Raw genomic sequence first — 23307 nt, 5'->3', positions numbered from 1 at the left:
GCGCCGGCGGCCTTGCCGATCCGCCGCGCTCAGGCGGGGAAGCGCGCTGCATCGCGGACTGCCGCCAACTGCCGCGTGCACGCCACGTACGCATCCAGCTTTGCCCGCGCGCGGCCGTCGGCGATCGCGGCACGCGCCAGGACGATGCCTGCGCCGATGTCGGCCGCCACGCCGGCCACGTACAGCGCCGCGCCGGCGTTGAAGGCGACGATGTCCAGCGCCGGGCCGGGTACGTTATCGAGCACGCCCAGCAGCATCGCCATCGATTCGGCGGCATCGGCCACCTTGAGGTTGCGGCTGGCCGACATGGCGATGCCGAAATCCTCCGGATGCACTTCGTACTCGCGCACCTGGCCGTCGCGCAGTTCGCCGACCAGGGTGCCGGCGCCGAGCGAGAGTTCGTCCATGCCGTCGCGGCCCCACACCACCAAGGCGCGCTCGGCGCCCAGCTCGTGCAGCACACGCGCCTGGATGCCGACCAGGTCGGGATGGAACACGCCCATCAGGATGTTCGGCGCACCGGCCGGGTTGGTCAGCGGGCCGAGGATGTTGAAGATGGTGCGCACCCCCATCTCGCGCCGCACCGGCGCCACCACCTTCATCGCCGGGTGGTGCACCGGCGCGTACATGAAGCCGATGCCGGTGACGGCCAGTGCCTGCGCCACCTGCTCGGGCTGCAGCTCGATCGCCGCGCCCAGCGCTTCCAGCGCGTCGGCGCTGCCGGACTTGGAGGACACGCTGCGGTTGCCGTGCTTGGCCACCTTGGCCCCGGCCGCGGCGGCCACGAACATCGCGCAGGTGGAGATGTTGAAGGTCTGCGAGCCGTCGCCGCCGGTGCCGACGATATCGACCATATGGGTGCGGTCGGCCACTTCGACGGTGCGCGAGAATTCGCGCATCACCGCGGCCGCGCCGGCGATCTCGCCGATCGTCTCCTTCTTCACCCGCAGCCCGGTGAGGATCGCCGCGGTCATCATCGGCGACACTTCGCCGCGCATGATCTGCCGCATCAGCCCGACCATCTCGTCGTGGAAGATCTCGCGGTGCTCGATGGTGCGTTGCAGGGCTTGCTGGGGGGTCAGCGTCATGGCAGTTCCTGGAAGGATCAGAGGCGGGCGTGCGCGAGGCTTTCCTGGCCCACCAGCACGCAGTCGCCGTCGCGCATCGGGGAGTAGAGCAGGCGCATGCTCATCGCTCCAGGAAGTTCTTCAGCAGCGCGTGGCCGTGCTCGGTGAGGATGGACTCGGGATGGAACTGCACGCCCTCGACCGGGAACTGGCGATGGCGCAGGCCCATGATCTCTTCCATCGTGCCGTCTTCGTTTTCGGTCCAGGCGGTCACTTCCAGGCACTCCGGCAACGTGGTCTTCTCCACCACCAGCGAGTGATAGCGAGTGGCCTCGTAGCGGTCCGGCAGGCCGGCGAACACGCCGCGCCCTTCGTGACGGATGCGCGAGGTCTTGCCGTGCATGATGGTGCCGGCGCGCACCACCTCGCCGCCGTAGGCCTGGCCGATGCTCTGGTGGCCCAGGCACACGCCCAGGATCGGCGTGCGCTGGCCGAGCCGCTCGATCAGCTGCAGCGACACCCCGGCCTGGTTCGGCGTGCACGGGCCGGGCGAGATCACGATGCGCTCCGGCGCCAGCCGCTCGATCTCCTCCACACTGAGCGCGTCGTTGCGCAGCACCTTGACCTCGGCGCCGAGCGCCTGCAGGTACTGCACGAGGTTGTAGGTGAAGCTGTCGTAGTTGTCGAGCATCAGCAGCATGGCGAAGGACTCATTGCGCGATCAGGAAGACCGCATGGACGTTTTCGGAAAGAATGTCAGCCGGCCGCGCGCTGCGCGCCGGGGTACGAAAGCGCAGCGAAATCGCGGCACAGCGCGTCCACCGCCGCGGCCTGCGTGGCCCACGAGGTCACGAAACGGATCACGCTGCGGCCGTCGGCCAACAGCTGCCAGCGCTCGAAGTCGTAGCGCTGCGCCAGCGCTTCGACGGCGTCGGCCGGCAGCGTCACGAACAGCTGGTTGGTCGGCGAGTCCGACGCGAACTGCGCGCCGGCCGCGGCCAGGCCCTCGCGCAGGCGCGCGGCCATGCGGTTGGCGTGCGCGGCCAGTTCGTAGAACAGCCCATCCTCGAACAGCGCGGCGAACTGCGCGCCCAGCACCATGCCCTTGGCCAGCAGCGCGCCGCGCTGCTTGAGCAGGTAGCGGAAATCAGCCTGCAACGCGGGGTTGACGATCACCAGCGCTTCGCCGAGCAAGGCGCCGTTCTTGGTGCCGCCGATGTAGAACGCGTCGGTCAGCGCGGCGATGTCGGCCAGGCTCAGATCGTTGCCCTCGGCGGTCAACGCGCTGCCGATGCGCGCGCCATCCAGAAACAGCCACAGCCCGTGCGCATCGCAGAACGCGCGCAAGGCCTGCAGTTCACGCTTGCGATAGATGGTGCCGAGTTCGGTGGTGTTGGACACGTACAGCAGCCGCGGCTGCACCATGTGCTCGTTGCCGTGTTCGGCCAGCAGCGGCGCGATCCGTTCGGGACTGAGCCGGCCATCGGCCGCGTCCACGGTCAACACCTTGTGCCCGGTGGCCTCGATGGCGCCGGTCTCGTGGGTGGCGATATGCCCGCAGGCGGCAGCGATCACCGCCTGGTGCGGGCGCAGGAAGGCGCCGATCGCGGCCAGGTTGGTCTGGGTGCCGCCGACCAGCAGGTGCACGTCAGCATCGTCGCAGGCGCATTCGCGGCGGATCAGTTGCGCGGCGCGTGCACTGTGCCGGTCCAGGCCGTAGCCGCCGTTCTGCTCGGCCCTGGCCGCGGCCAGGGCGGCGAACAGGCGCGGATGCGCGCCTTCGCTGTAGTCGTTGCGGAAGCCGATCCGCGCGGTCGCTGCGGGCACGCTCACAGCCCCTTCGCCGCCTCGGCCACCGCGCGGAACAGCGCGCGGCCCTTGTTCATGGTCTCGTCCCACTCTTTCTGCGGATCGGAGTCGTAGACGATGCCGGCGCCGGCCTGCACGTGCAGGCGGCCGTGCTTGATCACCGCGGTGCGGATGGCGATGGCGGTGTCGGCGTCGCCGTGCCAGCCGAGGTAGCCGATGCTGCCGGCATAGACGTTGCGCTTGATCGGCTCCAGCTCGCGGATCACTTCCAGCGCGCGGATCTTCGGCGCGCCGCTGACGGTGCCGGCCGGGAACGTGGCGCGCAGCACGTCGGCGTAGCTGAGCCCGGGCAGCAAGGTGCCGGTGACTTCGCTGACGATGTGCATCACGTGGCTGTAGCGCTCGATCACGAAGCGCTCGCCGACCGCGACGGTGCCGGCCTGCGACACCCGGCCGGCGTCGTTGCGGCCCAGGTCGATCAACATCAGATGCTCGGCGCGCTCCTTCGGATCGGCCAGCAGCTCCGCTTCCAGCGCCAGGTCCTCTTCCACGGTCTTGCCGCGCGGGCGGGTGCCGGCGATCGGGCGCACGGTGACCTGGCCGGCTTCCAGCCGCACCAGGATCTCCGGCGAGGAACCGACCACCTGGGTGTCGCCGACGTCGAGGAAATACATGTACGGCGACGGGTTCAGTGCGCGCAGCGCGCGGTACACGTCCACCGGCCGGGCGCTGAACGGCACGCTAAGGCGCTGGCTCAGCACCACCTGGAAGATGTCGCCGGCGCGGATGTAGTCCTTGGATTTCTCCACCGCGGCGATGAAGCCGTCGCGGGTGAAGCCGGACACGAAGTCGCTTTCGTCGAGCACGTCGCGCGCCAGCGGCACCGGGTAGCCGGCGCCGGGCTGGCGCAGCGTGGCGGTCAGCGCGTCCAGCCGCGCCTGCGCCCGGTCCCAGGCGTCGGCGTCGCGCGGATCGGCGTGCACGATCAGGTACAGGCGGCCCTTGAGGTTGTCGAAGACCGCGACCTCTTCGGACAGCATCAGCAGGATGTCGGGCGTGTCCAGCTCGTTGCGCTTGTCGCCGCTGGCCAGGCGCGGCTCGATGTAGCCGATGCATTCGAAGCCGAACCAGCCGACCAGGCCGCCGGTGAAGCCGGGCACGCCGTCGAGCCTGGGCACCGAATGCGCCGAGCGCAGCGCCTCGACCTCGGCGAACGGATCGGCGACCTCGCGGCGCTCGATCAACTCGCCGTGATCGCGCACTTCCAGCGTATGCCCGCTGAAGGTGTACACGCGGCGCACCGGCAGGCCGATGATCGAGTAGCGGCCGAAGCGTTCGCCGCCTTCCACCGATTCGAACAGATAGGTATGCGGGGCGTCGGCGAGCTTGAGATAGACCGACAGCGGCGTGTCCAGGTCGGACAGCACTTCGCGGACGACGGGGATGCGGGTATGGCCTTCAGCGGCGTAGCGCTGGAACAGCTCGCGGGTGATCAAGACGACTTTCCTTCCGGGACTCGGTGGCGGGGCGGACGACGGCTGCAGGCCACCATCGCCACGCACGGCGAGCGGAAGTGAAGGAACGCGGGGTCGTCAGGCTGGACACGGCGGCTACTTTACCGCAACTGCGGCGACTGGCAACGGTTGCAAAAGGGACCATCGGCGCTGCGCTGGCTGTTACAGCCTGGAAAGCGCCAGGACTGCCTGGGCTGGATGCAGTCGGGACTGAAGTCCCTCCCACAGTGCACCCATCCGGCGCACCGCAAGTCCAATTGTGGGAGCGACTTCAGTCGCGACGCGACCCACTCTTCAGACCAGCGACCGCCGCGTGGCTACCCCACCCGGCCGCGCAGCAACGCCGAGTCGGCCGGCAGGTGCATGCGCAGGCGGCCGGCAACGCAATCGATGCGGAAGTGCCGCGAGGTCTCCGGTTCGCCGTCCAGGTTCAAGGTCAGCGGCATGGCCGCGTCGATGCACAGCCACGGCAGTTGCGCGCGTACCGCGACCCGCTCCAGCGCGGCCTGCTTGCCAGAGGTGAGCAGCGTGCCCAGGGTCGCGGCGAGTTCGCCGTTCATCTCCGGGACGATGGTCAGGTCGAGCAGGCCGTCGTCGAGCAAGGCGTCCGGGCACAGCGCCTGGCCGCCGCCGGCCTGGCGCCCGTTGCCCAGGCCGAGCGCAATGAACTCGCCTTCCCAGGCGAACTCCGGCCCTTCGAAGCGCGCCTGGATCGGATCGATCTGGCCCAGCTTGCCCATCCCGGTGATCAGGTAGGCCAGGCCGCCGAGCATCTTCTTCAACCCCTCGTCGGTGTCCACCGTGACCTGGGTGCCGAAGCCGCCGCTGGCGACGTTGGCGCACCAGTGCGGCCCATGCTCGGCTTCGATGCGCAGCAGGTCGATGGCCACCGCCGGCGCCTGCGCGATCAGTTCCAGCGCCGCCAGCGCGGTGTCGGGAATGCCGGCAGCGGTGGCGAAATCGTTGGCCGTGCCCAGCGGCACCAGGCCCAGCGCCGGCAGCGCCGCGGCATCGGCGTCATGGTGCGCGAGCGCGCTGGCGACTTCGCTCAGGGTGCCGTCGCCACCGGCGGCGACGATGCAGTCGGCGCCGTCGGCGACCGCCTCGGCCACGTAGCGCTCGGCATCGCCCTCCTCCCAGGTCACCCGCACCTGCAACTGGATGCCGCGCGCGCGCAGCGCGGACACGGCGGCGCGCAGTGGCTCGTCGCCCGCCGACTTGCCATTGAGGATCAGACGCCAGTGCGCTGCTGCCATGCGGACCTTCCCGAGATCAGGCCTGCAGCCTAGCCGGCGCCGGATGCGGGCATCGTGAATGCGCGGCGTGCGTGCCAGCGGGCCTCGGGCGCCGCGCCCCGCACGCGGCAAGGCGCGCGATCGGCAGGCATGCCTGCGCTTCGGGTGGGGCCGCCGGTGCGCAACCCGATGTTCGCCGCAATGTCATCCCTGCGTCACCGATCGCCCGGAACATGGAAGGCCATAGCAAGGACGACGGATGGAGGCAGGATCAGCCTCCGATTTCTCCCAGGGGCCGCACTGGCGACAGTGCGGTTCTTTTTTTGCGCCGGTGGCGCGGCTCAGCCGGCCGCGAACCGGGCCAGCGCTTCGCCCTGCAGGCGGTACACGGTCCATTCGTCCTGCGCCTGCGCGCCAGCGGCCTGGTAGAACTCGATCGCCGGCTGGTTCCAGTCCAGCACCGACCATTCGAAGCGGCCGCAGCCCTCGGCCAGCGCCTGCCTGGCCAGGTGCCGCAGCAAAGCCTTGCCGGCGCCGCTGCCGCGGTGTTCCGGGGCCACGTACAGGTCTTCAAGGTACAGGCCGTTGCGGCCGAGCCAGGTCGAGTAGTTGTAGAAGTACACCGCGTAGCCGACCGGCTGCGCGTCGGCCTCGCAGATCAGCCCGTGGGCGCTGGCGCCGGGGCCGAACAGGCTGGCGCGCAGGCCAGCCTCGTCGGTCTGCACCGCGTCCTCGGCGCGCTCGTAGCGGGCCAGGTCGCGGATCAGGCGCAGGATCAGCGCGGCATCGTCGGCGGTGGCCGGACGGATGTGCAGCGCGGCCATCTCAGCGCGCCGCCACCGCGGCGCGCATCTGCGCGATCACCGCGGCATAGTCGAGCGCGTTAAAGATGGCCGAGCCGGCGACGAAGGTGTCGGCGCCGGCCGCGGCGATCGCGGCGATGTTGTCGGGCTTGACCCCGCCGTCAATCTCCAGCCGGATCGGCTTGCCGCTGGCGTCGATCCTGCTGCGGATCGCGCGCAGCTTGTCCAGCGCCGAGGGGATGAAGGCCTGGCCGCCGAAGCCCGGATTGACCGACATCACCAGCACCAGGTCCAGGTCGTCGAGCACCCAGTCGAGGATGTCTACCGGCGTAGCCGGATTGAGCACCAGCCCGGCCTTGCAGCCATGCGACTTGATCAGCTGAATCGTGCGATGCACGTGGCGGCTGGCCTCGGGGTGGAAGCTGATGAGGCTGGCGCCGGCCTCGGCGAAATCCGGTATCAGCCGGTCCACCGGCTCGACCATCAGGTGCACGTCGATCGGCGCGGCGACGCCGTGCTTGCGCAGCGCCTGGCACACCATCGGGCCGATGGTCAGGTTCGGCACGTAATGGTTGTCCATCACGTCGAAATGGATCCAGTCGGCGCCGGCCTTGAGCACGTTGTCCACTTCCTCGCCGAGGCGGGCGAAATCGGCGGACAGGATGGACGGGGAGATGATGCAATCGGACATGGCGAGGTCTCAGCGCTTGCGCAGGGTGCGGATACGGTCGTAGGCGGTATTGAGCTGGCTGGCCTTCTTCTCGGCCCGCGCGCGCAGCTCCGGGCTGCCGCCGACAACCTTGTCGGGGTGGTACTGGGAGATCAGCCGCCGATAGGCCAGTTCGATCTCGGCATCGGTGGCGTCGCGGGTCACGCCCAGCTCGCGGTAGGGATCGTCGCGCTGGCCGAACTTGAACCAGTCAGCATCGAAGGCGTGCCCGACCAGCAGCCCGAGCACCGCGCCGACCACCGGATTGGGCCGGAACAGCAGCGCCCCGACGATGGCGCCGAGCAGTTTTCCGTACCAGTGCATGGGCGAGGGCGGGCTCGGCGGACAAGGCCTCGCATTTTACGGCACAGCGGAGCTTTCCGGCCGTACACTACGCGGCCCGCTGTCGAGCCGCGGGCCCGCCGGGTCCCGGGACAGCCGCCATTGCGAAGTCCGTAGGAGTGCCTGTGTCCACCACGCTGTTGCAATCCGATCTGCCCGGCCTGCCTTTGCGTCACCGGGGCAAGGTCCGCGACGTATTCGATATCCCCCGCGACCGCCTGCCTGCCGACGCCCCACCCGGAGACTACTTGCTGATGGTCGCCAGCGACCGCCTGTCCGCCTTCGACGTGGTGCTGCCCGACCCGATCCCGGGCAAGGGCGAGATGCTGTGCCAGGTCTCCAACTTCTGGTTCAAGAAGACCGAGCACCTGATGCCCAACCACCTGACCGGCATCGACGTGGCCGCGGTGCTGCCCGCCGGCGTGGACGCGGCGCTGTACGCGCGGCGCGCGGTGGTGACCAAGAAGCTCAAGCCGGTGCCGGTGGAAGCGATCGCCCGCGGCTACCTGATCGGCAGCGGCTGGAAGGACTACCAGCGCACCGGCAAGGTCAGCGGCATCGAGCTGCCCGACGGCCTGCACCAGGCCGAGAAGCTGGCCGAACCGATCTTCACTCCCTCCACCAAGGCCGCGGTCGGCGACCACGACGAGAACATCGACTTCGACGCGATGGTCAAGACCGTCGGCGCCGAGCTGGCCGAGCGCGTGCGCGACGCCACCCTGCGCATCTACCGCTTCGCCGCCGACTTCGCCGCCGAGCGCGGCATCCTGCTGGCCGACACCAAGTTCGAATTCGGCACCGACGCCGACGGCCGCCTGTACATCATGGACGAGATGCTGACCCCGGATTCCTCGCGCTACTGGCCGGCCGACCAATACGAAGTGGGCACCAGCCCGCCGAGCTACGACAAGCAGTTCGTGCGCGACTACCTGGAGACGCTGGACTGGGGCAAGACCGCACCCGGCCCCAGCCTGCCGCAAGACGTGATCGACCGCACCCGTGCCAAGTACGCCGAAGCGCTGCAGCGGCTGGCGGGGATTTCGATCGACTGAGCGCGATGCGGCGCGCGCGCCAAGCGTCGCTGAAGCGTGGCGCGCGCCGCTTCCCGCATCGCGCTTGCGGGCTGCAACGCCGACGCTTGCGCGACCATCGCGCAGACGCAAGGCATGCGCTTCTGACACCGCTGCAGATCGAGCCCGGCCGTCACCGCTGAAACGGCAGGAAAAACGGCGGCCAACGCTGTCTCCGCGCCGCGGCCCGGATGGCGCTATCCTGGCCCGACTCCTGGGAGGGACGATGGATACCACCGCCTACGCGCGCCCGATCGACCGCTATTTCGCCAGCTATTCCGACGATCACCGCCATGTCGCCAACCAGCGCATCCATGTGCTGGCGGTGCCGGCGATCCTGTGGTCGGTGGTGGCGCTGCTGTGGTGCATCCCGGTCGGCGGCAGCTGGTTCCAGAGCGGGCTGTGGGCGGCGCTGGGCATGTTCGCGGCGTGGATGTTCTACAACCGGCTGTCGCGGCCGCTGGGCTACGGCATGCTCGCCGCGTTCTTCTTCTGTGGCTGCCTGTGCCGGTTGCTGGAGGCGCGGCTCGGCCTGCACGGCCTGCTGTGGCTGGCGGTAGGCGTGTTCGTGGTGGCCTGGATCGCGCAGTTCGTCGGGCATGCACTGGAAGGCCACAGGCCCAGCTTCCTGACCGATCTGGTGTACCTGCTGATCGGGCCGGCCTGGGTACTGTCCAAGCTCTATCGGCGCATGGACTGGCGCTACTGACGGGCGCTGCGCCTCACAGTTCCACGCCCAGCATCGCCGCATCCGGCGCGAACGCGCGCGGCGCATAGCCGAAATCGCGCTGCGCCGGCGCCAGATCGAAGACCAGGTCATCGCCCATGCGCTGCAGCGCGGCGCGGTTCATGCCGCGCAGGCGGCCGCCGGCATGGGCGATGCGCAGGGCCACCGCGAACACGGCATGCGGCAGCAACAGCAGCCGCGCCGGCGGCTGCAGCGCGGCCAGCACCCGCTGCACCATCTCGCGATAGCTGAGCACTTCGCCACCGCCCAGCGCATAGCTGCGGCCATGCGTTGCCGGATGCCCCAGTACGGCCAGCGCCGCATCGGCCAGGTCGTGCACGTGCACCGGCTGGCGCAGGCCGCGCGCGCTGTGCGGCAGCACGAACCAGCCGCTGCGTTGGGCCAGCGCGGCGATCGCGCTCAGCGTGCGGTCGCGGCCGGCGCCGTAGACCAGGGTCGGGCGCAGCACGGTGGCCGCGGCGCCGCGCTCGGCTGCGCTGGCGAACAGCGCGACCTCGGCCTCGCGCAGGCGCCGCGCGACGTCGCGTTCGGCGGCATCCAGCGAATCGCGCTTGACCTCCAGGCTGGTGGAGCCGAACGCGACCACGCGCCGCGCAGGCAGCGGCGTGCGCCGGTACCAGTCGGCGAACGCATCCAGCGGGCCGCAGCTGAAGATCGCCTCGGCCTGCACCGGCGGCGCCTGCAACTGGCTCAATTCGCCTACATGCCAGTGCAGGCCGTCGCGCGGCGGCTGCGGCGTGCGCGAGAACGCATGTACCTGCCAGCCCGTGGCCAGCAAGCCCTGCAACAGGCGCTCGCCGATCTGGCCGCTGCCGCCGAACAGCAGCGCCACGCGCGCTCGTGCCTCGCCGGCAAGCGTGGCGGCGGAAGCGGTAGTGATGGGCAGGTCGGTCATCGCGCAAGCATAGCGAGCGCGCGCCGCTGCGCCCAATGCCTGCGTGCTCGCATGCGCATCACCCGGCCTGCGCTATGGTGAAAAAATGACCTTGCATGCGCCGACCACCATCGCAGGCCAGCGCCGGGAAGCGCCTGTTACACTCTGGCTCCTGCGCGCGAATCTCGTATTCCCTGCATGATCCCGGTTCTGGATATCCTGCTGGCCTTGCCGTTCCTGATGGCGGCGGTCCTCATCGCCCTGCGCCATCGTTCGCGCGCCACGCTGGCCTGGGTCGCCGCGGCGGCGCCGTTGGCCGGTCTGATCCTGCTCGGCATGCTGACCCCGACCGTGCTCGGCGGCGGCATCGTGCGCGCCGACCACGCCTGGCTACCGCAGATCGGACTGCAGTTCTCGCTACGTCTGGACGGGCTGGCCTGGATGTTCGCCGGGCTGGTGCTGGCGATCGGCGCGCTGGTGGTGATGTACGCGCATTACTATCTCAGCGCGCGCGAGAACGCGGCGCGCTTCTACGGCTACCTGCTGCTGTTCATGGGCGCGATGCTGGGCATGGTGATCGCCGGCAATCTGCTGTTGCTGATGGTGTTCTGGGAACTGACCAGCATCAGCTCGTTCCTGCTGATCGGGTTCTGGTCGCATCGCAAGGACGCGCGCGACGGCGCGCGCATGGCGCTGGTGATCACTGGCGGCGGCGGCCTGGCCCTGCTCGGCGGGGTGCTGCTGCTCGGGCGCATCGTTGGCAGTTACCAGCTCGATGCGGTGCTCGCCGCCGGCGATGCGATCCGCGCCAGCGCGCTGTATCCGTGGGCGCTGGGGCTGATCCTGCTCGGCATCTTCACCAAGAGCGCGCAGTTCCCGTTCCATTTCTGGTTGCCGCATGCGATGGCCGCGCCGACCCCGGTGTCGGCGTATCTGCACTCGGCGACGATGGTCAAGGCCGGCGTGTTCCTGCTGGCGCGGCTGCACCCGGCGCTGGCCGGCAGCGATCTGTTCTTCTACACGGTCAGCGGCGTCGGCGCGGTCACCCTGCTGGTCGGCGCCTGGTACGCAATCTTCCAGCACGACCTGAAGGGCCTGCTGGCGTATTCGACGATCTCGCACCTGGGCCTGATCACCATGCTGTTCGGCCTGTCCACGCCGCTGGCAGTGGTGGCCGGCGTGTTCCATATCCTCAACCATGCGGTGTTCAAGGCCTCGCTGTTCATGGCCGCCGGCATCATCGACCACGAGACGCATACCCGCGACATGCGCCGGCTCGGCAACTTGCGCCGCTGGATGCCGTTCACCAGCGCGCTGGCGATCATCGCCTCGCTGTCGATGGCCGGCATTCCGCTGCTCAACGGCTTCCTGTCCAAGGAGATGTTCTTCGCGCAGGCGCTGGACGCCGATGGCCCGGTGGCGATGCGCGTGTTCACCGCCACCGCGGCGTTGCTGGCCGGCGTGTTCGGCGTCGCCTACAGCCTGCGTTTCGTCTACGAGACCTTCTTCGGCAGCGGGCCGCGGCAACTGGAGGCGCTGCCGCACGAGCCGCCGCGCTGGATGAAGATCCCGGTGGAGATCCTGGTGCTGCTGTGTGTGGCGGTCGGCATCTTCCCGGCGCTGACCGTGGCGCCGGTGTTGCACAGCGCGGCCGGGGCGATCCTCGGCGACGCGCTGCCCGACTACAGCCTGGCGGTCTGGCACGGCTGGAACGCGCCGCTGGCGATGAGCATCGCCGGCATGGTCGGCGGCGTGGCGCTGTACTTCGGCCTGCGCCGGCTGACCGTGCTGTACACCGAAGTGCGCCGCTCGCTGGGCAAGCGCGTGTTCCACTGGCAGGTGGACGCGCTGTTCGGCATCGCCGCGCGCTTCACCCGCGTGTTGAGCAACGGCAGCCTGCAACGCAGCCTGCGCTGGCTGCTGCTGAGCGCGGTGGTGGTCGCGGCAGCGCCGTTCGTCGCCGCGCCGCCGCTGTGGAGCCAGTGGCCGGCCCCACAGCCGATGCCGTTGCTGGGCTGGGCGCTGTGGCTGCTGATCGTCAGCTGCGCGCTGGCCACCTTGTTCCTGTACCGGCAGCGGCTGCTGGCGGTGCTGGTGATCGGCGGCAGCGGCCTGGGCGTGAGCCTGGTGTTCGTGTTCCTGTCGGCGCCGGACCTGGCGCTGACCCAGCTGCTGGTGGAGATGGTGACGCTGGTGCTGATGCTGCTGGCGATGAACTACCTGCCCAAGGCCTCGCCGGTGGAGCCGCGGCGCTGGCGCAAGTTGCGCGATGCGATGCTGGCGATCGCCGCCGGCACCGGCATGGCCTTGCTGGCGTATTCGGTGATGACCCGGCCGGCGGCGACGATGGCCGGCGAGCTGCTGCAACGCGCGTTGCCGGAAGCCTATGGGCGCAACGTGGTCAACGTGATCCTGGTCGATTTCCGCGGCTTCGACACCTTCGGCGAGATCACCGTGTTCGGCATCGCCGCGCTGGTGGTGCACGCGCTGCTGCGGCGCGCGCGGATGGCGCCGGAAAAAGTGATGCCGGGGCCGCCGATCAAGCTGCCGGTGCCGGCCGACCTGGCGCAGCTGATGTTCCCGCTGACCCTCACCGTGTCGATCTTCCTGTTCCTGCGCGGCCACAACGCGCCCGGCGGCGGCTTCATCGCCGGCCTGGTGCTGGCGGTGCCGCTGCTGATCCAGTACGTGATCCAGGGCGCGGCCTCGGTGGAATCGCGCTTCGGTTTCGACTACATCCGCTGCATCGGCCTGGGCCTGCTGCTGGCCGCGCTCAGCGGCATGGCCTCGCTGCTGTTCGGCGTGCCGTTCCTGACCAGCGGCCACTACGACCTCTACATGCCGCTGATCGGCGACATCCCGCTGGCCAGCGCGCTGGGCTTCGATACCGGCGTGTACCTGGTGGTGTTCGGCGGCACCATGCTGACCCTGTCGATGATGGGTACGATCAAACCGTCGCGCACGCGCGCCTCGCAGCGCGGCGAGATCGATCCGGCGCAGCGCTCCGCCCGCACCGGGGAGATGCACTGATGGAACTGGCCCTGGCGAGCGCGATCGGCGTGCTGGCCGCGGTCGGCGTATATCTGCTGCTGCGCGCGCGCAGCTTCGACGTGATCCTGGGCATGACCGTGCTGTCCTACGCCACCAACCTGCTGATCTTCGCCGGCGGGCGGCTGGTGCAGGGCAAGGCGCCGGTGCTGCGCGACGGCGTCGCGCCGACCCTGGCCGAGCACGCCGACCCGCTACCGCAGGCGCTGGTGCTGACCGCGATCGTGATCGCTTTCGCGATGACCGCGGTCAGCATCGTGTTGGCGATGCGCAGCCGCGGCGACAACCGCAGCGACCACGTCGATGCGCGCGTCGATCCCGATGGCGACAGCGCACCATGAACCATCTGCTGATCCTGCCGATCCTGATCCCGCTGCTCGGCGCGGCGCTGTCGCTGTTCGTCGAGCATCGCCGTTACGGGCGCCACGTGCGCCGCGCCGTGGCCTGGACCGCGATGGCGGCGCTGGCGGCGGCGGTGATCGCGCTGTTCGTGCGCGCCGGCGACGGCCAGGTGCAGGTGTATCTGCTCGGCGACTGGCCGTCGCGGCTGGGCATCGCGCTGATGGCCGACCGCCTGTCGGCGTGGATGCTGCTGACCACCACCCTGCTCGCCGCGGCCTGCCTGCTGCACGCCTGCGCCGGCTGGGACCGGCGCGCGCCGCATTTCCACGCGCTGTTCCAGTTCCAGCTGGTCGGCCTCAACGGCGCGTTCCTGACCGGCGACGTGTTCAATCTGTTCGTGTTCTTCGAGGTGATGCTGATCGCCTCCTACGGCCTGCTACTCAGCGGCGGGCGGGGCCTGCGCCTGCGCGTGGGCTTCCACTACGTGGTGTTCAACGTCACCTCCTCCACCGTGTTCCTGATCGCGCTGGGCCTGCTGTACGCGCTGCTCGGCTCGTTGAACATGGCCGAGCTGTCGCAGCGCATCGCGCAGGCGCCGCCGGAGAGCCTGCGCCTGATCAAGGCCAGCTTCGGCCTGTTGCTGCTGGTGTTCTGCGCCAAGGCCGCGCTGCTGCCGCTGTACCTGTGGCTGCCGGAAACCTATGCGCGCGCGCCGGCGCCGGTGGCGGCGTTGTTCGTGGTGATGACCAAGGTCGGGCTGTACGCGGTGCTGCGGGTGAGCACGCTGATCCTGGGCAACCAGGCGCAGGCGCTGGACGGCTACGGCCGCGCCTGGCTGCTGTGGCTGGGCATCGGCACGCTGCTGCTGGCCGCGCTCGGGGTGCTGGCCGCGGTGCGCCTGCGGGTGCTGGTCGGCTACCTAGTGATCGTGTCGGCGGCGACGCTGTTCATCGCCTTCGCGCTGGATGCGCCGGGCACGCTCGGCGCCGGCCTGTACTACCTGGCGCACAGCAGCTTCGTCGCCGCGGCGCTGTTCCTGGTCGCCGACCTGATCCGGCGCCGCCGCGGCGACGCCAGCGACCGCAAGGAAGTGATCGCGCCGCTGCCGGGCAAGACCGTGCCCGGCGTGCTGTTCCTGATCGCCGCAATCTCGGTGGCCGGATTGCCGCCGCTGTCCGGATTCCTGGCCAAACTCGCGATCCTCAGCGCCACGCCGGCGGGCAACGTCGGCCCGGTGTGGGCCGCGGTGCTGCTCAGCAGCCTGATGGTGATCATGGGCCTGACCCGCGCCGGCGTGCGCCTGTTCTGGCGGGTGCCGGGCGACCAGCACGTCGATGACGACGGCATCGAACAGCTGCCGCAGCCGCAGCCACGCAAGGCGCGCGCGCGGCCGCTGGAAACCGCCGCGACGCTGCTGCTGCTCGGCTACGGCGTGGCGATGACCGTCGCCGCCGGGCCGATGCTGCGCTATACCGAGGCCGCCGCCGCGCAGTTGCTGCGCCCGGCCGACTACGCCACCGAGCTGCGCGCGACCGCGCCGGCGCTGCGGGATCCCTGACATGCGCCGTCCGTGGTTGCGCCGCCTGTTTCCGTCCTGGCCGCTGAGCGTCACCGTCAGCGTGTTCTGGCTGTTGATGAGCGACAGCTTCAGCCTCGCTCAAGCGCTGCTGGGCGCGCTGCTGGGCGTGGCGGTGCCGCTGTTCGCCGCACGCCTGGACCGCGAGTTCGCGCGCATCGGCTCGCTGCGCTCGGTGCCGAAGATGCTGTGCGTGGTCGCCTGGGACATCGTGCGCTCCAACGTGGTGGTGGCGCTGCAGGTGCTGGGTCCGGAATCGCGGATCCACCCCGGCTTCATCTGGGTGCCGCTGGACATCGCCAACATCCACGGCATCGCCGCGCTGACCAGCATGATCACGCTGACCCCGGGCACGGTGTCGGCGGCGCTGTCGGACGACCGCAAATACCTGTTGGTGCACGTGCTGCACCTGGACGACGCCGAGACCGTGATCCGGCAGATCAAGACGCGCTACGAAGCGCCCCTGATGGAGATCTTCCCATGACCGGCCACATGTTCATCGATGGCACCATCGCCGTGTGCATGCACGTGGTGGCATTGGCGATGTTGCTGGCGCTGTGGCGGCTGCTGCGCGGACCGACCGTGCCCGACCGCATCCTGGCGCTGGATACGCTGTCGGTGACCGCGATCGCCGAGCTGATGCTGTTCGGCATGTACCTGGATTCGCCGGTGTATTTCGAGGCCGCGCTGGTCATCGCCATGCTCGGCTTCGGCAGCACCGTGGTGCTCAGCAAGTTCGTCTTGCGCCGGAACATCGTCGAATGATCACGCTGCTGCAGGTCGGGCTGTCGCTGCTGCTGATCGTCGGCTGCGGCTTCATCCTGCTCGGCGCGCTGGGGCTGGTGAAGCTGTCGGACTTCTTCAAGCGCCTGCATGCGCCGACCAAGGCCAGCACCCTGGGCGTGGGCTGCGTGCTGCTGGCCTCGGTCGGCTACCACCTGTTCCTGGGCCAGGACCCGCAACCGCGCGAACTGCTGATCACCGCGTTCCTGTTCATCACCGCGCCGATCAGCGCGCACATGATGGCCAAGGCGGCGCTGTCGCTGATGATGGAGCAGCGGCCACAGGTACCCAACAGCGGCGACCATGCCGACAAGGAAGGCTTGCCGCCGCCGGCGCAGCCGGACGACGCGCGCTAGCCGCGCTGGCGCAGCCCTGCAGGAGCGGCTTAAGCCGCGACAGGCTCTACGGGTAGATTCTGTCGCGGCTGAAGCCGCTCCTACAGGTGGCATCGTCTGCATGGGAGCACCGCCGGCAACCGGTTCCCCGCTTTCCCGAGTCCCGCATTACCCCACCAGCACCACTTCCAGCCCGATCCAGGCCAGGAACGCGACCAGCAACACCGCGCCTTCGCCGCGGCTGATGCGCATGTCGCCGCGCAGCATCGGATACAGCACCACGCTCAGCGCCACCGCCGCCGGCAATTCAAGACGCACGAACGAGGCCGGCAGCGGCAACGGGCGCAGCGCCGCCATGCCGCCGATCACCACCAGCAGGTTGAACAGGCTGGAGCCGAGCACATGCCCGACCACCATGTCGCCCTGGCCGCGGCGCGCGGCGGCGATCGCCGCGGCGGCTTCCGGCAGCGCGGTGCCGATCGCCACCGGCAACAGGCCCACCAGCAGCGGCGACAAGCCCCAGGCAGCGCCGAGCCGCGGCGCCGCATCGACCACGAGCTTGGCGCCGACATACAGCAGCACGACCGCGATCAGCAGCCGCAGCAGGTTCAGGCCGAGCGCGGTGCGGGTTACCGCATAGCCGGACAGGCCGAGCTGGCGCGCGGCGTCCTCGCTGCGCGCGCGGCGCAGTAGGAACACCACCACGCCGACGAAGCCCAGCAACAGCAGCACGCCTTCCAGGCGCGAGATCGCCCCGTCCAGTCCGAACCCGATCAGCGCCAGCGTCGCCACCGCCAGCACCAGCAGCAACGGCGCCAGCATCCGCGTGCGCACCAGCAGCGGTGCCGCCAGCGCGGCCAGCGCCAGGGTCAGGCCGAGGTTGGCGATGTTGCTGCCGACCGCGTTGCCCAGCGCCAGGTCCTGCGCGCCGACCGCATAGGCGCGCGCATTGACCGCCAGTTCCGGCAACGAGGTCCCGAACGCCACCAGCAGCAGGCCGGCCACGAACGGCGAGGCGCCGCAGCGCTGCGCCAGGCCCGAGGCCGCCTTGACGATCGAATCGCCGCCCAAGGCCAGCAACAGCAGTCCCACCAGCACCAAGCCGATCGCGCTCGCCATCGCCCATCCTCTCGCCATTCCGATGCGCGATTCTATGCGCAGCGCGGATGATGCGGCCGTCATCGTGGCGGTGACATGGGGCGGATGGCCAGGCGGATTCGTTGACGCCGGGCGCCGGCGGTGTCGGCCGTAGCTCGATGGTCGCAGGCCGCCCGCAGTTGTTCCTGCACGGATGACGGCTAGCGCTGGATGGGTGCAGCTTCGGGAGGCTTGCGGCCATCGGCTGCGGAAGCTGCCCGAAACCGTCGAGGTCGCCGCTGCGTTCGTCGCGGCTGAAGCTGCTCCTACAGTGCACCCGGCGCGTCGGTAGCAAGCTTCCTGTAGGAGCGGCTTCAGCCGCGACGAACGGAGCAAGGACTGCAAGGACTTCGGCAACATGTCGCGGCTAAAGCCGCTCCTACAGAGACTTGCGACGGGATGCATGGGCGAACTGCGGGAGGTGCGCGCAGTGGCTTTTCCTAGCCGCAAGCTTCCACGTAGTCCACCTGCGGCGGCAGACCCACGCGCCAGGCGGTCGCCTTGCCTGCGGCGTCGGTCTCGAACACCAGCACGCCGGACTGGGCATTGGGGCCGGCGATACGCAGGACCTTGCCGCCTTCGATGTACTTGTGCGGCTGCTCCTGCACGCGCCCGGCGTACAGCGCGCGCAATTGCGCCAGGTCCATGCCGACCTTGCCGCCGCCCGGCGCGGTTTCCTTGGCGGTGCGCACGTCGTAACGCACCAGCTTGTCGGCTTCGAACATCAGGCCGAAGTCGGCACTGCCCTTGGCCCAGCGCGGCTTGAGCACATGGCAACCGCCGGCCGCGCCGGGCTGGCCGTCGAGTTCGCCGCCCCAGGCCGCGCGCGCCTGCGCCGCGCTCATGCCCAGGCGCAGGTCGCCATAGCCGTCGTCGCGGGCGAGCTGACCCTCGGCCTGCGCCATCTGCGGCGGCATCGCCGCGGCCGGGGCCTGCGCCGGGGGGACGTCGCTATCGGGCTGGTCCAGCGCCGGCGGCGGCAAGGCGGCATCGTTCGCGGTGGCGGGCGCGGGCGGTGCAGGCGGCGGTGGAGGCGGCGCTTTGTCGCAGGCGCTCAGCGCGAGCAGCAGCAATGCGGCGGCGGGCAGGGTCGGCTTCATCGCAGTTCCTCGCAAGAGCAGCGCATAGGCTAGCGCGCGTGCCGGGCGCATGCACTGCCTGGCGTTGCGGAATCGCGCAGCGGGGTCCGCTCCCGCTACCTGCGCGACGCAGCACGGCGTCAGGGCAAGAAGCTGCTTCGGCTTCGGCGGAAACCGCCCCACAAGCCCCCCATCCGCGCATCCCCACGCGCCACACAGTGCGCAGGGCACGGCCTCGCTATCGCAGCCCCGACCAAGCGTGGCGCCTGGCCGCGCTCACGTACGCGCCATTGCCTCGCCGCCGCGACGCCTCAGCGCCTGTCATCAATGTTTCACCGCCGGCGGCCAAGCTTCGCACCTTCCGGTACCGCTGCCATGCATCCGCGCAAGACCGCCCTCGCCCTCGCCGCACTGAAATCCCATGCCGCGCCGTTGGACATGCGCCAGCGGCGTGTGTTGATCCTGGCCGACGGCCAGCGCAGCGTGGACGAACTGGCCGCACTGGGCGGCAGCAATGCCGCGGCGATCGTGCAGGCCCTGCTGCAGCAGGGCTATCTGGACGATGGCCGCGCAAGCACCGCCGCGCCCGCGGCACCGACACCACCAACCGTTGTGCCGGCGAATCCGCGCCGCGCGCTGCTCAATGCGCGCATGTACCTGATCGACCTGCTGCAACTGCAGCGCCATCCCGCCTCACGCACCTTGCAGCAACTGCTGCGCGACGCGCGCGAGGACGCCGACACGCTGCAAGCGATCGCGCACGCCTTGCGCGCGATGCCGGAAATGACCTCCGAGCGTTATGCGCAACGCATCCGCGAGCGCGTGCTGGAAGTGCTGCCGGCGCCGCTGCACGCCTCGCTGCAAGGCGCCTGAGCGAAGCGCGCGCTCAGGGCGCGCGGAAGTTGCGGCGCAGGCCCTGCCAGCACTGCTGGTAGTCGCGTTGGCGATGCGCGGCGGCCAGCGCCTGCGCGGTCGGGCGCAGCACGGCGCGGGTCTCGAACATGAAGGCCATGGTGTCGGCGATCACGTCCGGCCGCGACAGGTCCGCCTGCGAAGCCTTGTCGAAGGTCGCCGCATCCGGCCCATGTCCGCTCATGCCGTTGTGCAGCGAGGCGCCGCCCGGCGCGAAGCCTTCGGCCTTGGCGTCGTACACGCCGTGCACCAGGCCCATGAACTCGCTGGCCACGTTGCGGTGGAACCACGGTGGCCGGAACGTATGCTGCGCCACCAGCCAGCGCGGCGGGAAGATCGCCACGTCTAGGTTGGCGGTGCCTGGCGTGTCGCTGGGCGCGGTGAGCACGGTGAAGATGCTCGGATCGGGATGGTCGAAACTGATCGAGCCGATGGTGTTGAAGCGGCGCAGGTCGTATTTGTACGGCGCGTAATTGCCGTGCCAGGCGACCACGTCCAGCGGCGAATGCGCGATCGGCGCCTGCCACAGGTGGCCCTGGAACTTGGCGATCAGCGCGAAATCGCCTTCGTCTTCCTCATAGGCGGCCACCGGGGCCAGGAAATCGCGCGGATTGGCCAGGCCGTTGGCGCCGATCGGCCCCAGCTCGGGCAGGCGCAGCAGCGCGCCGAAGTTCTCGCACACGTAGCCGCGCGCTTCCGCGTCGAGCAGCACGACGCGGAAGCGCACGCCGCGCGGGATCACCGCGATCTCCTGCGGTTCGACCTCAAGCGTGCCCAGTTCGGTGCACAGCTGCAGCCGCCCGAGTTGCGGCACGATCAGCAGTTCGGCATCGGCGTCGTAGAAGAAACGGCCCTGCATCGACGCGTTGGCCGTGTACAGATGCACCGCCACGCCGTGCTGTGCGGCGGCCGAGCCGTTGCCGGCCATCGTGTACAGGCCATCGACGAAATCCACCGGGGACTGCGGCAACGGCAGCGGACTCCAGCGCAGTTGGTCCGGCGACACCGGCCCGGCATTGAAGTCGTTATGGAAACTGCCGGCCTGGGTGTACGCGGCGAACGTGCCGTGCAAGGCGGCCGGGCGGATCCGGTACAGCCAGCTGCGCCGGTTGACGCCGCGCGGCGCGGTGAAGGCGGTGCCCGACAGCTGCTCGGCGTACAGCCCATGGGCCACGCGCTGCGGCGAGTTCTGCCCGACAGGTAACGCGCCGGGCACAGCCTCGGTGGCGAATTCGTTGCCGAAGCCGGATTGGTAGTGGAACGTGTCGTTGTGCATGGCTGGACTCGGGAGGTCGGGACTCGGGACTCGGGACTCGGGACTCGGAAAAGCTTAACGAACGAAACGCTTGCCGCATGGCGCCGACGGGCACAAGGATGTACCCCACCCGGGACTGCTTTACCGAGTCCCGAGTCCCCGGTCCCGCCAATCAAAGCACCCCGCGCTTCATCTGGTCGCGCTCGATGCTCTCGAACAGCGCCTGGAAGTTTCCCTCGCCGAAGCCTTCGTTGCCCTTGCGCTGGATGATCTCGAAGAAGATCGGGCCGATGCAGTTCTGGGTGAAGATCTGCAGCAGTTTGCGCTGCTTGGTCTCCTGATCGGCATCGATCAGGATCTTGTTCCTGGCCAGCCGCGCCACGTCTTCGCCGTGGTCGGGGATGCGCTGATCGATCACCTCGAAGTAGGCGTCCGGGGTGTCCAGGAATTCCACGCCGGCCGCGCGCATCCGCTCCACGGTCGCGTAGATGTCGTCGGTGAAGCAGGCGATGTGCTGGATGCCTTCGCCGTGGTAGGCGTCCAGGTATTCGTTGATCTGACTCTTCGGGTCGGAGGACTCGTTGAGCGGGATGCGCACCACGCCGTCCGGTGCGGTCATCGCCTTGGAGGTCAGCCCGGTCTTGGCGCCCTTGATGTCGAAGTAGCGGATCTCGCGGAAGTTGAACAGGCGCTCGTAGTAGTCCGACCAGCGCTGCATGTTGCCGAAGTAGAGGTTATGGGTCAGATGGTCGATGAAGGTCAGGCCGAAGCCGGCCGGATGCGGCTCGGCGCCTGGCACCGGCTCGAACTCGGCGTAGACCGAACCCTTTTCGCCATAGCGGTCGACCAGGTACAGCATGCAGTCGCCGATGCCCTTGACCACCGGCGCCGGCACCGCGCGGGTGTTGGCCTTGTCGGCGATGGCTTCGCCGCCGTTCTCCAGCACCTTGGCGAACACGGTGTCGGCCGGATGCCGGAAGCGGATCGCGAAGCCGCAGGCGCAGGGACCATGCGCGGCGGCGAAATCGGCGGCGAACGAATCCGGGTCTTCATTGACAAGGAAGTTCACCCCGCCCTGCCGGTACACGGTGATCGCGCGGCGGCGATGGCGCAGCACTGCGCTGAAGCCCATGCTGCGGAAATAGGCGTGCAACTGTTCACCCTGCCCGGCCGGCGCGGCGAACTCGACGAACTCGAAGCCGTCGATGCCCATCGGGTTCTCGAAGGTGGTGACCTGCATGCCCAGGTTGGCCGGCTGGGACGGATACTGCGGTTGTGCGCTCATGGCTCGTCTCCTGGAGGACGCGGGCAGCGCCCGGCCGAAATTTCGGATGCGGACGGACGCCAGACTCGCGAGAATGGACAACCGCCCCCCTCGTTATAGTTACAAATGAAACCACCAGCAAGGTGCAATGCAGCATGACTTCGATCGCTTCCGCCGCCCCGCCCGCCCCCGAGCAGCCTTCGCTCGACCTGGAGCAGTTCCTGCCTTACCGCATCAGCGTGCTGTCCAACCGGATCAGCAGCAACATCGCCCGCGTCTACGGCGAGCGCTACGGCATGGCAGTGACCGAATGGCGGGTGATGGCGGTGCTGGCGCTGTACCCGGGGCTGTCGGCCGGCGAGGTGTCCGAGCGCACAGCGATGGACAAGGTGGCGGTGAGCCGCGCGGTGGCGCGCCTGCTCGAGCGCGGCTTCATCCAGCGCGAGACCCATGGCGACGACCGCCGCCGCTCGGTGCTGCACCTGTCGGAGGCGGGGGTAGAGGTCTACCATGTGGTCGCGCCGATGGTGCTGGAATGCGAGCGCCGCCTGCTGGCGCCGTTCAGCGAGGAAGAGCAGCGCGTGCTGAACCGGTTGATCGACCGGCTGGCGGCCGAGGGGTTGCCGAGCATGACTGGCAAGTGAGGCGCAGCGCCTGAAGCAGGCGCTGCCACACGTTCCTGTAGGAGCGGCTTCAGCGGCGACAGGCATCGTCGGTAAGGCCCGTCGCGGCTGAAGCCGCTCCTACAGGATTCGAGCGACGTTCAGCAGTCGGCCGCCGCGCTCAGGTCTTCGGCGGCGCCCACTGCTTGAGGAAGTCGAAGAACTTCTTGCGGTCGTAGCCCTCGGCCTTCTCCAGCTCGCCGGTCAACTGCGAGTGCAGCAGCTTGCCGTCGGCATCGAGCACCAGCAGGTGCGGATAGGCCTCGATCTTCGGGTACTGGGCCAGGAACGGTTCGTTCTTGTTGGCGTCGCTGTAGTTGACCTTGACCCACACGTAGTTGGCGTCGCGGAAACTGCGCACCTCGGCGTCGCTCTCGATCAAGTTGTCGAGGGCGTGGCACCACGGGCACCACTCGCCGCCCACGTCAAGCAGGATGCGCTTGCCGCCGCGCTTGGCTTCCACCTCGGCCGTTTCCAGGTCGTTGGCCGGATCGCGGTTCGGATCGAACTGCGCGCCCAACGCCGCCGCTGCGGCCACGTCGGCGGCGGCGGGCGTGTTGCCCGAGGCCACCGGCTGGTTCGGATCGGCCACCGACTGCTTCTGCACCGAGGTGTCCAGCGGCTTGGCCGGCGCCTGTTCCGGTTCCGGCGCAGGCGCCTTGTTGCAACCGCCCAGGGCCAGCATCAGCGCCGCCGCGCTGCCTATCGTCTTGATCGTCTTGTTCGCCATTGCGATCTACCTC

The 23307-nt window shown here is 69.4% G+C and carries 24 protein-coding genes; 10 read left to right on the top strand and 14 right to left on the bottom strand.

The features are described from left to right. Positions 1-29: 29 nt before the first annotated feature. The 8 genes from trpD to ISN38_RS11760 all read right to left on the bottom strand — a co-directional run bounded on the left by trpD (position 30) and on the right by ISN38_RS11760 (position 7461). Complete coding sequence (trpD, locus tag ISN38_RS11795) at positions 30-1088, bottom strand: anthranilate phosphoribosyltransferase (protein WP_047325391.1); 1059 nt, start codon at positions 1086-1088, stop codon at positions 30-32. A 100-nt stretch (positions 1089-1188) separates the two neighbouring features. Continuing rightward, positions 1189-1767 carry an anthranilate synthase component II gene (locus ISN38_RS11790; protein WP_003470236.1) on the bottom strand — a complete coding sequence of 193 codons (579 nt, stop codon included), beginning with the start codon at positions 1765-1767 and terminating at the stop codon, positions 1189-1191. A gap of 56 nt (positions 1768-1823) precedes the next feature. After that, entirely contained in the window at positions 1824-2900 is a 1077-nt protein-coding gene (locus ISN38_RS11785; protein WP_425509969.1) for a threonine aldolase family protein, read from the bottom strand. Then, entirely contained in the window at positions 2897-4372 is a 1476-nt protein-coding gene (trpE, locus tag ISN38_RS11780) for an anthranilate synthase component I (protein ID WP_039008181.1), read from the bottom strand. Before trpE ends, ISN38_RS11785 begins: the two co-directional genes overlap by 4 nt. Before the next feature lie 335 nt (positions 4373-4707). Further along, positions 4708-5646, bottom strand: coding sequence for a lipid kinase YegS (yegS, locus tag ISN38_RS11775; protein ID WP_003470231.1), 939 nt, complete (start codon positions 5644-5646; stop codon positions 4708-4710). A 320-nt stretch (positions 5647-5966) separates the two neighbouring features. After that, on the bottom strand, positions 5967-6449 hold the full coding sequence (locus ISN38_RS11770) for a GNAT family N-acetyltransferase (RefSeq protein WP_058195542.1): 483 nt from the start codon (positions 6447-6449) through the stop codon (positions 5967-5969). Position 6450: 1 nt separating this feature from the next. Beyond that, positions 6451-7119, bottom strand: a complete 669-nt coding sequence (gene rpe, locus ISN38_RS11765) for a ribulose-phosphate 3-epimerase (RefSeq protein WP_058195541.1) — start codon at positions 7117-7119, stop codon at positions 6451-6453. 9 nt (positions 7120-7128) lie between these two features. Then, positions 7129-7461 carry a J domain-containing protein gene (locus tag ISN38_RS11760; RefSeq protein ID WP_003470226.1) on the bottom strand — a complete coding sequence of 111 codons (333 nt, stop codon included), beginning with the start codon at positions 7459-7461 and terminating at the stop codon, positions 7129-7131. Positions 7462-7604: 143 nt separating this feature from the next. On the opposite strand from ISN38_RS11760, the gene ISN38_RS11755 reads away from it, so the two are divergent. Both ISN38_RS11755 and ISN38_RS11750 read left to right on the top strand, forming a co-directional pair. Continuing rightward, positions 7605-8531, top strand: coding sequence for a phosphoribosylaminoimidazolesuccinocarboxamide synthase (locus tag ISN38_RS11755; RefSeq protein ID WP_047325392.1), 927 nt, complete (start codon positions 7605-7607; stop codon positions 8529-8531). Positions 8532-8775: 244 nt separating this feature from the next. Beyond that, positions 8776-9258 (top strand): Mpo1 family 2-hydroxy fatty acid dioxygenase, encoded by a 483-nt coding sequence (locus tag ISN38_RS11750; RefSeq protein ID WP_003470221.1) that lies wholly within the window; start codon positions 8776-8778, stop codon positions 9256-9258. 13 nt (positions 9259-9271) lie between these two features. Here the strand turns inward: ISN38_RS11750 and ISN38_RS11745 are convergent, their stop codons facing one another. Next, complete coding sequence (locus tag ISN38_RS11745) at positions 9272-10192, bottom strand: SDR family oxidoreductase (protein WP_058358927.1); 921 nt, start codon at positions 10190-10192, stop codon at positions 9272-9274. Between the two features lie 177 nt (positions 10193-10369). Here ISN38_RS11745 and ISN38_RS11740 point away from each other — a divergent pair, with 177 nt between their 5' ends. The 6 genes from ISN38_RS11740 to ISN38_RS11715 are packed head-to-tail and all read left to right on the top strand — an operon-like array spanning position 10370 to position 16276. Next, positions 10370-13201 (top strand): monovalent cation/H+ antiporter subunit A, encoded by a 2832-nt coding sequence (locus ISN38_RS11740; protein WP_047325393.1) that lies wholly within the window; start codon positions 10370-10372, stop codon positions 13199-13201. Beyond that, positions 13201-13560: a Na+/H+ antiporter subunit C gene (locus tag ISN38_RS11735; RefSeq protein ID WP_003476401.1), complete on the top strand. Its 360-nt coding sequence runs from the start codon at positions 13201-13203 to the stop codon at positions 13558-13560. Before ISN38_RS11740 ends, ISN38_RS11735 begins: the two co-directional genes overlap by 1 nt. Beyond that, positions 13557-15119 (top strand): monovalent cation/H+ antiporter subunit D, encoded by a 1563-nt coding sequence (locus tag ISN38_RS11730; protein WP_047325394.1) that lies wholly within the window; start codon positions 13557-13559, stop codon positions 15117-15119. The genes ISN38_RS11735 and ISN38_RS11730 overlap by 4 nt, the downstream gene beginning before the upstream one ends. A gap of 1 nt (position 15120) precedes the next feature. After that, entirely contained in the window at positions 15121-15621 is a 501-nt protein-coding gene (locus ISN38_RS11725) for a Na+/H+ antiporter subunit E (protein WP_003476399.1), read from the top strand. Then, on the top strand, positions 15618-15902 hold the full coding sequence (locus tag ISN38_RS11720) for a K+/H+ antiporter subunit F (RefSeq protein ID WP_004426328.1): 285 nt from the start codon (positions 15618-15620) through the stop codon (positions 15900-15902). The genes ISN38_RS11725 and ISN38_RS11720 overlap by 4 nt, the downstream gene beginning before the upstream one ends. Then, complete coding sequence (locus ISN38_RS11715; RefSeq protein WP_003476397.1) at positions 15899-16276, top strand: Na+/H+ antiporter subunit G; 378 nt, start codon at positions 15899-15901, stop codon at positions 16274-16276. Before ISN38_RS11720 ends, ISN38_RS11715 begins: the two co-directional genes overlap by 4 nt. 147 nt (positions 16277-16423) lie before the next feature. On the opposite strand, the gene ISN38_RS11710 is transcribed toward ISN38_RS11715, so the two are convergent. After that, on the bottom strand, positions 16424-17374 hold the full coding sequence (locus tag ISN38_RS11710) for a calcium/sodium antiporter (RefSeq protein ID WP_004426326.1): 951 nt from the start codon (positions 17372-17374) through the stop codon (positions 16424-16426). 458 nt (positions 17375-17832) lie between these two features. Next, positions 17833-18492, bottom strand: coding sequence for a hypothetical protein (locus ISN38_RS11705; RefSeq protein ID WP_058358928.1), 660 nt, complete (start codon positions 18490-18492; stop codon positions 17833-17835). 354 nt (positions 18493-18846) lie between these two features. On the opposite strand from ISN38_RS11705, the gene ISN38_RS11700 reads away from it, so the two are divergent. Beyond that, on the top strand, positions 18847-19344 hold the full coding sequence (locus tag ISN38_RS11700; RefSeq protein ID WP_047325396.1) for a hypothetical protein: 498 nt from the start codon (positions 18847-18849) through the stop codon (positions 19342-19344). A gap of 13 nt (positions 19345-19357) precedes the next feature. On the opposite strand, the gene hmgA is transcribed toward ISN38_RS11700, so the two are convergent. Both hmgA and hppD read right to left on the bottom strand, forming a co-directional pair. After that, positions 19358-20659 carry a homogentisate 1,2-dioxygenase gene (hmgA, locus tag ISN38_RS11695; protein WP_047325397.1) on the bottom strand — a complete coding sequence of 434 codons (1302 nt, stop codon included), beginning with the start codon at positions 20657-20659 and terminating at the stop codon, positions 19358-19360. Positions 20660-20810: 151 nt separating this feature from the next. Then, positions 20811-21923, bottom strand: a complete 1113-nt coding sequence (gene hppD / locus ISN38_RS11690; protein WP_003476444.1) for a 4-hydroxyphenylpyruvate dioxygenase — start codon at positions 21921-21923, stop codon at positions 20811-20813. A gap of 134 nt (positions 21924-22057) precedes the next feature. Between hppD and ISN38_RS11685 the strand changes: the two genes are divergently transcribed. Further along, the gene (locus ISN38_RS11685; RefSeq protein WP_003476445.1) at positions 22058-22546 is read left to right on the top strand and encodes a MarR family winged helix-turn-helix transcriptional regulator; all 489 of its coding nucleotides are present in this window, start codon (positions 22058-22060) and stop codon (positions 22544-22546) included. A 139-nt stretch (positions 22547-22685) separates the two neighbouring features. On the opposite strand, the gene ISN38_RS11680 is transcribed toward ISN38_RS11685, so the two are convergent. Beyond that, positions 22686-23294, bottom strand: coding sequence for a thioredoxin family protein (locus ISN38_RS11680; protein WP_004426318.1), 609 nt, complete (start codon positions 23292-23294; stop codon positions 22686-22688). Positions 23295-23307: the final 13 nt, after the last annotated feature.

Origin of the sequence: Xanthomonas translucens pv. undulosa (assembly GCF_017301775.1) — a bacterium.
In the GTDB taxonomy this organism is placed as follows: domain Bacteria; phylum Pseudomonadota; class Gammaproteobacteria; order Xanthomonadales; family Xanthomonadaceae; genus Xanthomonas_A; species Xanthomonas_A translucens.
This window is presented reverse-complemented; position numbering and strand designations above follow the sequence as displayed.

What these genes read in the sequence shown, in the direction of transcription:
- ISN38_RS11710 (WP_004426326.1), bottom strand. Translation starts at nt 17,374, where the DNA reads ATGGCGAGCGCGATCGGCTTGGTGCTGGTGGGACTGCTGTTGCTGGCC.
- yegS (WP_003470231.1), bottom strand. Translation starts at nt 5,646, where the DNA reads ATGGCAGCAGCGCACTGGCGTCTGATCCTCAATGGCAAGTCGGCGGGC.
- ISN38_RS11725 (WP_003476399.1), top strand. Translation starts at nt 15,121, where the DNA reads ATGCGCCGTCCGTGGTTGCGCCGCCTGTTTCCGTCCTGGCCGCTGAGC.
- ISN38_RS11740 (WP_047325393.1), top strand. Translation starts at nt 10,370, where the DNA reads ATGATCCCGGTTCTGGATATCCTGCTGGCCTTGCCGTTCCTGATGGCG.
- ISN38_RS11680 (WP_004426318.1), bottom strand. Translation starts at nt 23,294, where the DNA reads ATGGCGAACAAGACGATCAAGACGATAGGCAGCGCGGCGGCGCTGATG.
- ISN38_RS11685 (WP_003476445.1), top strand. Translation starts at nt 22,058, where the DNA reads ATGACTTCGATCGCTTCCGCCGCCCCGCCCGCCCCCGAGCAGCCTTCG.
- trpD (WP_047325391.1), bottom strand. Translation starts at nt 1,088, where the DNA reads ATGACGCTGACCCCCCAGCAAGCCCTGCAACGCACCATCGAGCACCGC.
- ISN38_RS11735 (WP_003476401.1), top strand. Translation starts at nt 13,201, where the DNA reads ATGGAACTGGCCCTGGCGAGCGCGATCGGCGTGCTGGCCGCGGTCGGC.
- ISN38_RS11730 (WP_047325394.1), top strand. Translation starts at nt 13,557, where the DNA reads ATGAACCATCTGCTGATCCTGCCGATCCTGATCCCGCTGCTCGGCGCG.
- rpe (WP_058195541.1), bottom strand. Translation starts at nt 7,119, where the DNA reads ATGTCCGATTGCATCATCTCCCCGTCCATCCTGTCCGCCGATTTCGCC.
- ISN38_RS11790 (WP_003470236.1), bottom strand. Translation starts at nt 1,767, where the DNA reads ATGCTGCTGATGCTCGACAACTACGACAGCTTCACCTACAACCTCGTG.
- ISN38_RS11720 (WP_004426328.1), top strand. Translation starts at nt 15,618, where the DNA reads ATGACCGGCCACATGTTCATCGATGGCACCATCGCCGTGTGCATGCAC.
- ISN38_RS11770 (WP_058195542.1), bottom strand. Translation starts at nt 6,449, where the DNA reads ATGGCCGCGCTGCACATCCGTCCGGCCACCGCCGACGATGCCGCGCTG.
- ISN38_RS11715 (WP_003476397.1), top strand. Translation starts at nt 15,899, where the DNA reads ATGATCACGCTGCTGCAGGTCGGGCTGTCGCTGCTGCTGATCGTCGGC.
- ISN38_RS11705 (WP_058358928.1), bottom strand. Translation starts at nt 18,492, where the DNA reads ATGAAGCCGACCCTGCCCGCCGCCGCATTGCTGCTGCTCGCGCTGAGC.
- ISN38_RS11745 (WP_058358927.1), bottom strand. Translation starts at nt 10,192, where the DNA reads ATGACCGACCTGCCCATCACTACCGCTTCCGCCGCCACGCTTGCCGGC.
- hmgA (WP_047325397.1), bottom strand. Translation starts at nt 20,659, where the DNA reads ATGCACAACGACACGTTCCACTACCAATCCGGCTTCGGCAACGAATTC.
- hppD (WP_003476444.1), bottom strand. Translation starts at nt 21,923, where the DNA reads ATGAGCGCACAACCGCAGTATCCGTCCCAGCCGGCCAACCTGGGCATG.
- ISN38_RS11750 (WP_003470221.1), top strand. Translation starts at nt 8,776, where the DNA reads ATGGATACCACCGCCTACGCGCGCCCGATCGACCGCTATTTCGCCAGC.
- ISN38_RS11760 (WP_003470226.1), bottom strand. Translation starts at nt 7,461, where the DNA reads ATGCACTGGTACGGAAAACTGCTCGGCGCCATCGTCGGGGCGCTGCTG.
- ISN38_RS11700 (WP_047325396.1), top strand. Translation starts at nt 18,847, where the DNA reads ATGCATCCGCGCAAGACCGCCCTCGCCCTCGCCGCACTGAAATCCCAT.